This window comes from Flavobacterium sp. 1 (assembly GCF_002797935.1).
In the GTDB taxonomy this organism is placed as follows: Bacteria; Bacteroidota; Bacteroidia; order Flavobacteriales; family Flavobacteriaceae; genus Flavobacterium.
In genome coordinates this window covers 577001-589007 of record NZ_PGER01000001.1, presented here as the reverse complement: position 1 = coordinate 589007, position 12007 = coordinate 577001, and the positions used below count along the sequence as shown (strand labels likewise).

Annotated in this window: 16 protein-coding genes; 12 read left to right on the top strand and 4 right to left on the bottom strand. The window is 34.1% G+C overall.

Going from position 1 to position 12007, the window contains the following annotated elements; genetic code table 11:
• Positions 1-68 precede the first annotated feature (68 nt).
• Positions 69-929, top strand: a complete 861-nt coding sequence (locus tag CLU83_RS02580; protein ID WP_100430171.1) for a hypothetical protein — start codon at positions 69-71, stop codon at positions 927-929.
• A gap of 42 nt (positions 930-971) precedes the next feature.
• Here the strand turns inward: CLU83_RS02580 and CLU83_RS02575 are convergent, their stop codons facing one another.
• Positions 972-1322: a DUF1801 domain-containing protein gene (locus tag CLU83_RS02575; protein WP_100433586.1), complete on the bottom strand. Its 351-nt coding sequence runs from the start codon at positions 1320-1322 to the stop codon at positions 972-974.
• Between the two features lie 76 nt (positions 1323-1398).
• On the opposite strand from CLU83_RS02575, the gene CLU83_RS02570 reads away from it, so the two are divergent.
• From CLU83_RS02570 to CLU83_RS02530, 9 genes are all read left to right on the top strand, one after another.
• Positions 1399-2004 (top strand): hypothetical protein, encoded by a 606-nt coding sequence (locus CLU83_RS02570; RefSeq protein ID WP_100430170.1) that lies wholly within the window; start codon positions 1399-1401, stop codon positions 2002-2004.
• 90 nt (positions 2005-2094) lie between these two features.
• Entirely contained in the window at positions 2095-2766 is a 672-nt protein-coding gene (locus CLU83_RS02565; protein WP_100433585.1) for a YiiX family permuted papain-like enzyme, read from the top strand.
• 3 nt (positions 2767-2769) lie between these two features.
• Positions 2770-3066, top strand: a complete 297-nt coding sequence (locus CLU83_RS02560; RefSeq protein ID WP_100430169.1) for a transcriptional regulator — start codon at positions 2770-2772, stop codon at positions 3064-3066.
• 71 nt (positions 3067-3137) lie between these two features.
• On the top strand, positions 3138-3551 hold the full coding sequence (locus CLU83_RS02555) for a hypothetical protein (RefSeq protein ID WP_100433584.1): 414 nt from the start codon (positions 3138-3140) through the stop codon (positions 3549-3551).
• Positions 3552-3575: 24 nt separating this feature from the next.
• On the top strand, positions 3576-4232 hold the full coding sequence (locus CLU83_RS02550; RefSeq protein ID WP_100430168.1) for a DUF1361 domain-containing protein: 657 nt from the start codon (positions 3576-3578) through the stop codon (positions 4230-4232).
• 4 nt (positions 4233-4236) lie between these two features.
• A complete protein-coding gene (locus CLU83_RS02545; RefSeq protein ID WP_100430167.1) occupies positions 4237-4557 on the top strand; it encodes a hypothetical protein in 321 nt (106 codons plus the stop codon).
• A gap of 27 nt (positions 4558-4584) precedes the next feature.
• The gene (gene creD, locus CLU83_RS02540; protein ID WP_100430166.1) at positions 4585-5946 is read left to right on the top strand and encodes a cell envelope integrity protein CreD; all 1362 of its coding nucleotides are present in this window, start codon (positions 4585-4587) and stop codon (positions 5944-5946) included.
• Between the two features lie 288 nt (positions 5947-6234).
• On the top strand, positions 6235-6441 hold the full coding sequence (locus CLU83_RS02535; protein ID WP_232726946.1) for a hypothetical protein: 207 nt from the start codon (positions 6235-6237) through the stop codon (positions 6439-6441).
• The gene (locus CLU83_RS02530; protein ID WP_100430165.1) at positions 6431-6979 is read left to right on the top strand and encodes a Smr/MutS family protein; all 549 of its coding nucleotides are present in this window, start codon (positions 6431-6433) and stop codon (positions 6977-6979) included. The genes CLU83_RS02535 and CLU83_RS02530 overlap by 11 nt, the downstream gene beginning before the upstream one ends.
• Before the next feature lie 74 nt (positions 6980-7053).
• Here the strand turns inward: CLU83_RS02530 and CLU83_RS02525 are convergent, their stop codons facing one another.
• Entirely contained in the window at positions 7054-8019 is a 966-nt protein-coding gene (locus tag CLU83_RS02525) for a hypothetical protein (protein ID WP_100430164.1), read from the bottom strand.
• Between the two features lie 202 nt (positions 8020-8221).
• Here CLU83_RS02525 and CLU83_RS02520 point away from each other — a divergent pair, with 202 nt between their 5' ends.
• The gene (locus tag CLU83_RS02520; RefSeq protein ID WP_100430163.1) at positions 8222-9145 is read left to right on the top strand and encodes an EamA family transporter; all 924 of its coding nucleotides are present in this window, start codon (positions 8222-8224) and stop codon (positions 9143-9145) included.
• 1 nt (position 9146) lies between these two features.
• The gene (locus tag CLU83_RS02515) at positions 9147-10268 is read left to right on the top strand and encodes a cysteine desulfurase family protein (RefSeq protein ID WP_100430162.1); all 1122 of its coding nucleotides are present in this window, start codon (positions 9147-9149) and stop codon (positions 10266-10268) included.
• 2 nt (positions 10269-10270) lie between these two features.
• On the opposite strand, the gene CLU83_RS02510 is transcribed toward CLU83_RS02515, so the two are convergent.
• Both CLU83_RS02510 and CLU83_RS02505 read right to left on the bottom strand, forming a co-directional pair.
• A complete protein-coding gene (locus CLU83_RS02510) occupies positions 10271-11242 on the bottom strand; it encodes an MlaD family protein (RefSeq protein ID WP_100430161.1) in 972 nt (323 codons plus the stop codon).
• An 8-nt stretch (positions 11243-11250) separates the two neighbouring features.
• On the bottom strand, positions 11251-12003 hold the full coding sequence (locus tag CLU83_RS02505) for an ABC transporter ATP-binding protein (RefSeq protein WP_100433582.1): 753 nt from the start codon (positions 12001-12003) through the stop codon (positions 11251-11253).
• Between the last annotated feature and the right edge of the window lie 4 nt (positions 12004-12007).

Below are 12007 nucleotides of genomic sequence, written 5' to 3'. Positions count from 1 at the left end.
GGGAGATTTTTTATTATAAGATAGATTTTAGTTACTTTAATAAAAATTATTAATCAAATTTAAAGACATTGAAAACAAAAATTTTACATACTGCTTTTTTAGTTCTTTTCTTTACTGTTAATACCTTCGCACAAGACAATGCTCCAGCTACAGAATTGTACACTGCTCACAACAAAGGGAAATTCTTTGCACACTGGGGAGGAAACAGAGCTTATTACACTACTTCTGATATTCATTTTGAGGGAGAAGGATATAATTTTACTGTAGAAAATGCACAGTCGCATGATTTGCCAAAAGGATGGAATATCGATTATATTAAACCGGGAAGTTTAACCTCGTCTCAGACCAATTGGAAAGTTGGATATTTCTTTCACGACAAGTTTAATGTTTCTATTGGTATTGATCACATGAAATATGTAATGACCCAAAATCAGACAGCGATGATTAATGGAAGTATTAATTTGCCTTCATCTGAAGTTGGTTCTCAATTCAACGGAACCTACAACAATGAATCAGTAGATTTGTCTGATGGTAAGTTTTTAAAGTTTGAGCATACCAACGGATTAAATTATGTTTTTACCGAAGCTGCTCATTATGTAGATATTTCTTCATTATTCGGCATCAGAAATACTGATATTTTTCAGCTGAATTTCACTCAAGGACTTGGCATGGGGATATTGGTGCCAAGAACAGATGCTACCGTTCTGGGAAAACAAAGACATGATGAGTTTCATATTTCGGGTTACGGATTCTCTGCAGATGCAGGTTTGAATTTCACTTTCTTCAAGCATTTTTATATGCAAACGGAATTAAAAGGCGGTTATATCAATATGACCGATGTAAGGACTACATATACTGATGACCATGCACAGCACCACTTTTGGTATGGAGAAACTATTATTTCTTTTGGTGGTATCTTCAGATTGTAAATCTTCTTATCAGATAATAAAAATCTCCTTCGGGAGATTTTTTTATTTATACAAAGTAACAGCTTCGCTTATCACATCAATCAGAACAGCATTATCAATATCCTCTAAATTATAGTAGCGCAATGATTTTACAGTATTCCTTTTTTCGCCAATAAGACACTCTTGGTTTCCTCTCAGTTCAAATCCTCTAGCAAAACCAGCATCGACAAAGCCTTTTTTGTGATTGGGCGCCAAATAACAAAATGGTCTTTTATTGTAATAGAAATAAGGTATTCCCCATTTAAAAAGCAATACTAATTCAGGAATTTGCTGTTCAAATACGCTAATCAAATGCAGTAGTATTGCTTGATACTTTTCGGGTTGGCGGTAGATATATTCGTCTGTTAGCTTCATTCCATAAAAATAATTAAAAATAGTATTGCAAATTATAAATTTTATCATTTACTTTGTAATTCAAAGTACTTTATATATGGAAGAGAAATATTTACAAGACATTAGTGATATAAAAAACATGATGAACAGATCCACACAGTTTATCTCATTGAGTGGTTTGTCTGGAATTTTGGCTGGTGTTTACGCTTTGATTGGTGCCTATATTGGTCATGAATTAATCCAAAATCACGACAGCAACATTATCACTTTGGAGAGCAATACATTCAAAATGCTTGTCTTAACTGCTTTTAGCGTTTTGTTTTTATCTGTCGGAACAGCATTAATGCTTACTATTAATAAAGCGAAAAAAGAAGGAGGAACAGCTTGGAATTCTTCTTCCAAAAGAATGTTAATCAACTTCCTGATTCCGCTGATTACCGGAGGAGTTTTCGGACTGTTATTACTGCGAAACGGAAGCTACGGTTTAATAGCTCCTGTAACCCTTATTTTTTATGGATTATCCTGCGTAAATGCAAGCAAATATACCTTAAGAGATGTGCGCTATTTAGGCATCACGATTATCATAATAGGACTTTTGGCTACCGAATTTTCTGGATATGGATTAGAATTTTGGGCATTGGGTTTCGGACTCTGCCACATTATTTATGGAAGTATGATGCACTTTAAGTACGACAGGAATTAGAAAGCAGTATTCAGATAAAAAACATAATAACTGCAAAATTAATAAAATAGTGAATCTTTAAGGAATAATATGGAATCCAAAAGCAAAGGCATGAAAAAAACGAAATATCTTTTTGCGATAATCACCTTTCTGATGAGTTTTGGCTGTGCTTTGTTCATTGCCAATTCCATGTTTGGAAATATTCTTTTTGGCAAACGTCCTGAAAATTTGTTAGACAAAATTCAAGAAGGCGACATGATTTTTCAGACTTCAGAATCCAAACAATGTGAAGCGGTTAGAATAGCAACCAATTCTAAGTTTTCTCTTTGTGGCATTGTTTTTATTGAGAAAGGGAAAAAGTATGTTTTTGAAGCGGTACAGCCTGTAAAATATACTCCTCTCGAAGCTTGGATTACCCACGGAAAAGAAAATCATTTTGTAGTAACTCGATTAAAAAATGCGTCAACTATACTCAATGCTGAAACACTGCAAAAAATGAAAGCCTATGGAAAATCATTAAACAACAAAGATTATGACCTCTATTTTGAATGGTCTGATGATAAAATATATTGCTCAGAATTGATCTGGAAAATATACAAAAACGGAGCTGGAATCGAATTGTGTCCATTACAAAAATTGAAAGATTTTAATTTAAAAGACATTCGGGTTCAAGCAATATTAGCAGAAAGATATGGTACCAAAACTCCGCTAGAGGAAAATGTTGTAGCGCCATCAAACCTAGAACAATCCAAAATAGTAACCACGATAATAGATACTTACTAAGATTTGAAAAATATTATTCAAAATATCAATAAAGCTTTTGACCATCGCATCCGACTGGGAATCATGTCCGTTCTGATGGTCAATGAATCTGCCGATTTTAGTACTTTGAAAGAGTTATTAGGAGTTACCGACGGTAACTTAGCCAGTCATACCAAAGCCTTAGAACTAGAAAACTACATTGGTATTGAAAAACAATTCATAGGAAAAAAACCAAATACAAGCTACAGGGCAACCAAAGAAGGGCGTAAAGCATTCCAAGATCATGTCAATGCCCTTGAAAAATTAATACAAAAACGCTAAGCTCTTTTTTTTGATTTTAAACTTTGAAATTCAAAGTACTTTTTATTTTTAAACAAAAAAATATTGATTTAATGGAAGAAATAACAATACCATATCACTTAGCAATACCAACAATTATTTCAATTATTGGACTTTGTATAATAGCTTTTTATAATAAACTAACATTCGGTAAAAACAAATTACTATGGACAAATGTGACAGTTTTTTTTGTACTCTACTTATTAATAGTAGGAAATGCAGCCTTACGCGATATTTATTATCAATGGGATTTAAATCGTTATGACCTAGACAAAGACGGAATGTTTGGCGGAAAAGAAATAACGCCTAAACAAAGTGAAGCAATGCAAAAATTAGTCAGTGACACAGGAAGAAATTTTTCATTTATAATAGGTTTTATTTTCGCAGCTATTATTTCTACAGTTGTTTATACATCAGGATTAATTACTTCAGAACTAAAAAAATATAATAACCAAAGGCAATCATAAAAAAACTTTTAAAATCTAAAAACTATGCAACTCATCATCAGACTATTCAACAGTAACAAAAAGATTAACAGCGTTTTATTTTTATTTACAATTTATTGCCTGATTTTGCTCGTTATCCGTGCCAAATTAACTAATACCATTTATCTCTTTTTCTTGGTTTGGAATCTATTTCTTGCTTTCGTTCCTTACTTTTTTATCAGCTATTTAAAAACTCAAATTACTATTCAAAAAAGTAAAGTTAAAACACTCTCGCTTCTTTTTCTTTGGCTTCTTTTTCTGCCAAATTCCTTTTACATTCTTACCGATTTGATCCATTTATCACAATCAAACAGTCATTTATTTTGGTTTGATTTGGTTGTCATAAGTTCCTACGCATTAATTGGATTTACGCTTGGCATCATTTCTCTGATAGAATTTGAAAACATCATAAAAACCTACACTTCGACCCTAATCACCAATTTATTAATGCCTGCAATCTGTTTTTTATGCGGAGTCGGAATCTATCTGGGTAGAATTCTCCGGTATAACAGCTGGGATATCATCAGTGATCCATTAGAAATAGTCCGAGCCATATTTCTCGCTGTGTCATCTGCTCATGCGTTGCTATTTTCCTTTTATTTTGGAACCTATATCTATTTGTTTTTATCCTTAAAAAAAATCTATTCAACTATAAATCAATAAAATTATGAAAACTGTTTTAATTCAAGAAGAGCCTTTTGATGGCAGTGCTTCTACCGAACTTGCGCTTGGATGCTTTACAATTGGCACCCTGTTTTTTATTCTTTTTCTAACGCTAACAGACAATTCATTTATTCTGATTATTGGATTTGTCTTTATTGTTCTGGCAGCTCTTCTCAACATTATTATGCTCGCTAACCTGCTTCATCATTTTTACATTCTGCCGAAACAGCGGAAATACATTGTGTTAAGAATCTCGATTTTATTGAGCAATATCCCAGTTGCATTCTTGTATTACATCATTGCAGATTCATTCAAACTATTATAATCTTTAACTCTATAAACAACAAAAAACATGGAAACAACAGAAAACCAAAACCCAGCACCAACACCATTTTTTCAATCCAATACCGCCAAAATGATTATGGTTGGGATATTAACTTTAGTATTGCTGATTCCGCTGGAATTTGTCAAAAGCCTGATAACCGAACGTTCGTTTCGCCAGGAAGAAGTCATTACCGAAATCAATGATAAATGGGGAGAAAGCGTCTATTTCTATGGACCAATATTAAAAGTTCCTTACACCACTTTTGACGAAACCTTATCCATCAACCAAAAAACAAATGAAACTGTAAAACAGCGAAAAGCAATTACCAAATATGCTTATTTCTTTCCCGAAGATTTAAAAGCCAAATCCATTGTAGTGACCAAAGTGCTTAACCGAAACAATTACGAATCGGTCGTTTATAGTTCCAAAATGAATTTTGAAGGTAATTACATTCAGCCCGATTTTAGCAGTAAAAATATTCCTGCCGAAGTCATTCAATGGAACAAAGCCACAATTTTGATCAAAACCACCAATTTAAAAAGCATTAAAGACGAAGTGAAAATCAATCTTGGCGGTACAAAATTCACTTTCGAACCTGTTTACAGTACAAATCCAAACGATTCCACACAAGCTCTAGAGACTGGTTTTATTGATCTGAAAAGCATTTTAAAAACAGCTAAAACCAACTTTGGTTTTGATATCACTTATAACGGAAGCAAACAGATAAAAATGGTGCCTATTGGCAAAACCACACAGCTAAGCATGCAATCCAACTGGAGCTCACCAAGTTTTACAGGCAATTTTCTTCCAGATGACAAAACCAAAAAAAAAATCGATGCTAACGGTTTTACAGCCAACTGGAAAATCCTGCACATCAACAGAGCTTTTTCACAGCAATTCTTCGAGAATCTGCCTGATTTAGGAACCTATGCTTTTGGAGTCGATTTTGTAATTCCGGTAAACCAATACCAACAAAACGAAAGAGCGGCTAAATATGGCTTTCTCGTAATTGGCTTAACATTTTTAATATTCTTTCTGATTCAATCGATCAGCAAAATCAGAATTCACATTTTTCAATATTCCATGATTGGTCTGGCACTAATTTTATTTTACACCCTGCTTATTTCCATCACAGAGCACAGCAGTTTCATGAAAGCATACCTGATTGCAGCACTAGCGGTCATTACATTGATATCATTGTACTCTGTTTCAATCCTAAAAGGACGTAAATTTCCGTTATTTATTGCAGCCTCACTCACGGGATTATACACTTTTATCTACGTCATTATCCAGTTAGAAAACTACGCTTTATTAGTAGGAAGCATCGGTTTATTCTGCATATTGGCGGCAGTAATGTACTTTTCAAGAAAAATTGATTGGAATAAATAAAGTGAAACAATTAGGAGCTATTCCAGCTATCCGCTATATCTTTTATGCCGAACCCCGGCATAAAAGGATATCGCTTCTATCTGGGCTAGGGCATTTATTCTCTCGAAGTCCTTTTGCGTAAGGGATTGAGGCGATATCCTTTATTTTTTTTCCTTTAAAAAAATAAAGATAAAGCCAAAAGCTCGACTCCTTGTGAAAATAAGAGAGGTACGAACTTAGTTTTTCACAAGGAGATACGCCATTATTTCTATACCACTTTCAACAATACTCTCCTAAAGTTTAGTATTTTTGAAGCCTGAAAATGAAATGATGCAAAAATTTGTAATTCTGATAATGATCTTAGCCATTGGCGTTGCCTTCTACGAACAGACAAGTGCCGATAAAAATGTGTATGTAATGGTGGTTGCCATAATCATCTTCATGATGGGAATGATGCGTTTAAGCAGCAAAACTCCAAGTAAAAACCAAGATAATAACGAAGACGATGTTCAATAAAGGAGATAAAGTTTCGGTGCTGGATGATGCCGTCGATGGTGTTGTTTTATCCGTCAAAGACAAGATAGTAACTATAGAAACGACAGATGGTTTTGTGATGAATTATGCTTCCAGCGAACTGATTAAAATTGGCGAATCGGGCAATTTGATGGAAGGAATCAAGGGCATTAATATCAATGAAATAAAAAAGGAAAAGGAAATCCCAAAACCGCGCAGTTTTGTAAAAGAGAAAAAAGACAAGAATGAACTGCCTGTTCCTGAATTTGATCTGCATATCGAAAAATTGGTTCCCAATAAACGTGGCATGTCCAATTATGATATTTTGACGCTGCAGGCCGAAACTGCCCAGCGCCATATCGAATTTGCGATCCGCAATCGAATTCCGAAAATTGTTTTTATTCACGGCGTTGGCGAAGGAATCCTCAAAGCCGAATTGGATTTTCTTTTAGGACGTTATGACAATATCGTTTTTCAGGATGCCAATTATCAAAAATATGGTCAAGGTGCCACCGAAGTTTACTTTAAGCAAAACAAATAACTCCTTCTTTATATTCCATAAAAAAACGTCAATACTTATCTTAGCATTGACGTTTTTTTTAGACTTTTTTCTCTTTATGGTTTAATAGTCTGCAGCTCTCCATATAAGTATTTATCTCCCAATAAGAAATTGCTGTTGCCTTTTTCAAGGCTAACATTTTTTAGGACTATAGTATGTTTAAAAGTATTAGCAGTTACTGTAGTAGTGGTAACTTCAATAATAGCTCCAGCTTTACCTAACCATTCTTGCTTAACTGTTGGCACTATCGGTTCCGTTGTTGCACAAAAATAATCTGAAGTCACAACGCTATTAAACAAGCGGTAAACTAATTTATTCTTAACCAATCCTATTGTTCCTGTTCTTGGCTTATCTGCAGGTGTAACTTCATTAAGAATTAATGCCGGATCAATATTAAGTGTTAATGATTCGGTGGCATTAGATTCATAAACCAAACCGCTGTTATCACAAAGAGATAATGGCTGATCAAAAGCCAATGGCAATGGAGTTATCGTTTTCAAATAATCGCCGAATATAAAGCTTTCATAAAACTGAGTAGTACCGTCACCTTTGGAAAATGTGATGTTTTTAAAAATAACATTATGCTTATAACCCGTTATTTTAGTACTATTATCGATCACATTTGATGTTTTTACAGCTTCAGTTTTAACTTCGATAACACCAGAGGAAGCCTTCCATTGTGTTTTTACCTTAGGAGTTGCTGGAGGAATCAAATCACAGATATTATCAGAAGTCACTTTACCATCATAAAAGTTATAGACCACTTGGTTTGTCGAACTGATATTTAATTTAATCGGCTCATTGTCTTCAGTAGGTTCTTCCTTAAAAGTTTCTTTAAAAACATCATCAGGTATATTCAAAATCAAAGATTCACTGTCTTTAAGTTTAAAAAGTAAATTGTTTGCATCTCCACAAGTACTTGTAGCTATTTCATCAAAATTAATTGTATCTACTACTAAATCTCCATCATCACAGGCTGAAAAAGCAATTGCACAACATAAAACCCCTATAAATCGTTTCATTATTCTTTTATTTTGAACAAAAATATAATATTTAATTTGTTCCGTAAACTTTACGCACCAAAAACGTATGGTTTGCTGTCACTTTATGTTTTTTTAAGCTGCTGCAGCGTACGCTTCTACTAAAAATGAACAAAAAGCCCTTAATTAAATACATTTCATTAGCTTTAGAAATTCCTATCTTTGTACCGAATTTTACTTTGCAATGAAAAAATACAACTACTACTTTGCCGCTTTTTCAGCTTTTTTTCTCTGGGGATTTTTCAGTCTGGCCTTAAAACCTATTTCCTCTTATCCCTCCCTCGATATACTGTTTTATCGTGTTTTTTTTAGCGTATTTACACTAACAGCCATAAATCTCATCTTTAGACGGAAAAATCTCAAAAAAAACTGGGAAGATTTTAAAATAATGCCTAAAAAGAAGAGACAAAAAATCATCATACTAACCTTGGTTGGAAGTTTAATTTTAGCTTCCAACTGGCTAATTTTTATATATGTGATTAATCATATAAACGTCAAAGCAGGCTCATTGGCATACTTGATTTGCCCCATTCTGACTACCGTTTTTGCTTTCTTTTTGCTTCATGAAAAATTAAACAAATGGAAATGGACAGCAGTTTGCATCAGTACGATAAGCTGCGTTTTACTGTCTCTAAATCATTTTCAGGATATTTTTTACAGTCTTGTAGTTGCTTCGACCTATGCCTTATATTTGGTTAGTCAGCGTAAAAACAGTGAAATTGATAAGTTTCTGGTTTTGAACATTCAGCTGCTTTTTATTGCCTTGCTTATTTTGCCTTTTTATCCGAGTTACAGCGGAGCAGTTCCAACTGCTCCTTTATTTTATATGTGTTTATTTTGTATTGTAGTACTTTTTACGATTATTCCGCTATTTTTAAACTTGTATGCGTTAAAAGGACTTGATTCATCCACTGTGGGAATCCTAATGTATATCAATCCGATAATCAATTTTACTTTGGCTGTTTTTTATTTTAAGGAAGAAGTAAGCCTGCTTCAGATGGTTTCCTATTCCCTTATTTTAATCTCTATTATTATTTTTAATAAGAAAGTATTATTTGGCAAAAAAAATAAATCCAAAGTAATTGTTCAGGATTCAAAATCTATCTAGCATGAAAAAAGCATATCTTGATAATGCCTCCACAACAGCACTTCATCCGGAAGTGATTCTAGAAATGACCAAAATATTGACGGAAGATTATGGTAATCCATCCTCTACTCATAGTTTAGGGCGCAATGCCAAAAATATTCTGGAGCTTTCTCGAAAATCAATCGCCAAACAGCTAAATGCTACGGCATCTGAAATCATTTTTACTTCTTGCGGTACCGAAGCAAACAATTGGATTTTGCGATCTGCTGTAAAAGATTTAAAAACAGAACGCATCATCACCAGCAAAATAGAGCATCACGCTGTACTTCATACAGCAATAGCGCTTCAAAATGAATATGGAATTCAGGTGGATTATGTAAATGTGAAACCCAATGGCGAACTGGACTTGACACATTTAGTCGAATTATTATCCGAAGAAAAAAAGACCTTGGTCTCATTGATGCATATCAATAATGAGACAGGAACAATTTTGGATCTTGACAGAGTAAGCCAAATTTGTCAGGAACATCATGCTTTATTTCATTCGGATACCGTGCAGTCTATTGGAAAAACCAAAATTGATTTACAGCGTACTCCCATTGATTTTATCGTTGCCAGCGCCCATAAATTTCATGGCCCAAAAGGGGTTGGATTTGCTTTTGTTCGAAAAAATGCGGGTTTACAACCTTTGTTTTTTGGAGGAGAACAGGAAAAAGGAGTTCGACCAGGAACCGAAGCCATACATCAAATTGCAGGAATGGCAAAAGCTCTAGAACTTTCCTGTCAAAATCTTGAATCCGAAAGCCTTTATATTGCCTCATTGAAAGAATATACTATTGGAAAACTAAAAACAAATTTTCCTGATTTTAAAATTAACGGAGAAAATACGTTTTACAATCTGCTCAATATTACTTTACCGCTGGATGAAAGCAAAACATCCATGATCTTATTTCATTTGGATATGAAAGGGATTGCTGTTTCCCGTGGCAGCGCATGCCAGTCAGGAAGCATCAGGCCTTCGCATGTATTGACAGAAATGCTCTCGCCAGATGATTTAAAAAAACCAAATATCCGCATTTCTTTTAGTCATTTTAATACTAAAGAAGACGTTGATTTATTGATAGAAGGATTGAAAAGTATTTAAAATCAATTGGTTTTCTTTTTAACCTTTTCTTGTTTTTTGAAATAACCACGTAATAAAAAACTATGTTTCATCGCTTCAAGATCTTCGTTAAGGAGAATTGTTGCTTTGTTTAAATTTGTCATAGTGGAGTCTATTTTTTTGACCAAATTAGGGTCATTGGACAAATAATTGATTGCACCATTACCATTTTTTACATTCGAAATTATTGCATTTAAATTAGTCACCACTTTGTTTATTTCCTGACTGGATTGATCCAAATTAGCTACAATAGTTTTTATTTTTTGGGCAACCGTTGGATCATTTAACACTCCTATCACACTGTTTTTATCCCCTAAAGCAACTACCATTTTGTTTAAGTTCTCTACAGTTTCAGTTGTTCCTTTGCTAGTCATTTTTAAGTAGTTCATGGTCTGTTTCAAATCAGCCGCCATGAGTGTATCATTAACTAATGTTCCCAGAGTTCCTTTCCCCTGAGTGATTTCCTTTGTGATTTTAAGCAGATCGGCTGTGAGTAAAGCGGCATTTTTATTGGTCACACTTAATGTATTCAATAGATCATCGGTGCGGATCCGACTCGAAGATTGGATAACATCACCCGGTTCAATATGCGGTTGGTTTCCTTTTCCTGGAATGATATTTATGACCATGCTTCCCACCAAACCATCAGATCCAATACTTGCCAATGCATTTTTTTTGATGTGTTGAAACATTGATTTATCGATAATCATATCCACATTGATGGTTGTATCATTTATCATTTCTATCTCTCGAACCGTACCTATATTGATGCCCGAATACCGAACATTATTTCCTAATTGCAATCCATTCACATTACTAAAAACAGCCGTGAGATGATCAGTTCTCCCAAACATTTTTTGCTTGTTACCAATAAAATAAACGACAAGAACAAAAAGTATCAGTCCTGAAATAACAAAAAGTCCTAATTTGATTTTCTCTGAAGCAGTTTTTTCCATTTTTATACTTATTTAAAGAAAGCTTGTACTTTGGGGTCTTTAGTGCTTAATAAAGTCTCAAAAGTCCCTTCGGCATAATTTATTCCGTCAATCAATAAAATCATACGGTTTGAAATCATTCTGGCACAATCCACATCATGCGTTATAATTATGGATGAGGTATTGTATTTTTTTTGAACAGAAACCATCAGCATTAAAATTTCTTTCGAGGTAATAGGATCTAAACCCGTTGTGGGCTCATCGTACAGAATTATTTTTGGCTTCAAAATCAACGTTCTTGCCAAAGCAATTCTACGCTTCATTCCTCCCGAAAGTTCATTAGGCATCAAATCTATAGTATTAGCTAAACCTACACTTTCCAATGCTTCCATAACCAAGGGAGTGGTATCTTGAATGATACCAAACTTTTTGGTGTGCCGTCTCAAAGGAAATTCCAAATTTTCACGAACTGACATTGAATCATACAATGCGCTACCCTGAAAAAGAAAACCGACCTCGGTTCTCAGTTCATCCAAAGCTTCTCGAGAAAGTTGTTTGATGTCTTTTCCCATTACTTCAATACTACCATCATCTGGTTCTTCCAATCCGATGAGGCATTTAATCATCACCGACTTTCCCGAACCTGATTTTCCCATAACCACCAAGTTTTCTCCTTGAAACAGTTCCAAATTAAATCCATCCAAAACACAATTATTCCCAAAGCTTTTTTTCAAATCTTTGATGACTACAATGGATTTTGTATTGTCTATATTGGTTTCCATAACA

What these genes read in the sequence shown, in the direction of transcription:
- CLU83_RS02575 (WP_100433586.1), bottom strand. Translation starts at nt 1,322, where the DNA reads ATGAAGCTAACAGACGAATATATCTACCGCCAACCCGAAAAGTATCAA.
- CLU83_RS02570 (WP_100430170.1), top strand. Translation starts at nt 1,399, where the DNA reads ATGGAAGAGAAATATTTACAAGACATTAGTGATATAAAAAACATGATG.
- CLU83_RS02565 (WP_100433585.1), top strand. Translation starts at nt 2,095, where the DNA reads ATGAAAAAAACGAAATATCTTTTTGCGATAATCACCTTTCTGATGAGT.
- CLU83_RS02555 (WP_100433584.1), top strand. Translation starts at nt 3,138, where the DNA reads ATGGAAGAAATAACAATACCATATCACTTAGCAATACCAACAATTATT.
- CLU83_RS02550 (WP_100430168.1), top strand. Translation starts at nt 3,576, where the DNA reads ATGCAACTCATCATCAGACTATTCAACAGTAACAAAAAGATTAACAGC.
- CLU83_RS02545 (WP_100430167.1), top strand. Translation starts at nt 4,237, where the DNA reads ATGAAAACTGTTTTAATTCAAGAAGAGCCTTTTGATGGCAGTGCTTCT.
- creD (WP_100430166.1), top strand. Translation starts at nt 4,585, where the DNA reads ATGGAAACAACAGAAAACCAAAACCCAGCACCAACACCATTTTTTCAA.
- CLU83_RS02530 (WP_100430165.1), top strand. Translation starts at nt 6,431, where the DNA reads ATGTTCAATAAAGGAGATAAAGTTTCGGTGCTGGATGATGCCGTCGAT.
- CLU83_RS02525 (WP_100430164.1), bottom strand. Translation starts at nt 8,019, where the DNA reads ATGAAACGATTTATAGGGGTTTTATGTTGTGCAATTGCTTTTTCAGCC.
- CLU83_RS02520 (WP_100430163.1), top strand. Translation starts at nt 8,222, where the DNA reads ATGAAAAAATACAACTACTACTTTGCCGCTTTTTCAGCTTTTTTTCTC.
- CLU83_RS02515 (WP_100430162.1), top strand. Translation starts at nt 9,147, where the DNA reads ATGAAAAAAGCATATCTTGATAATGCCTCCACAACAGCACTTCATCCG.
- CLU83_RS02510 (WP_100430161.1), bottom strand. Translation starts at nt 11,242, where the DNA reads ATGGAAAAAACTGCTTCAGAGAAAATCAAATTAGGACTTTTTGTTATT.
- CLU83_RS02505 (WP_100433582.1), bottom strand. Translation starts at nt 12,003, where the DNA reads ATGGAAACCAATATAGACAATACAAAATCCATTGTAGTCATCAAAGAT.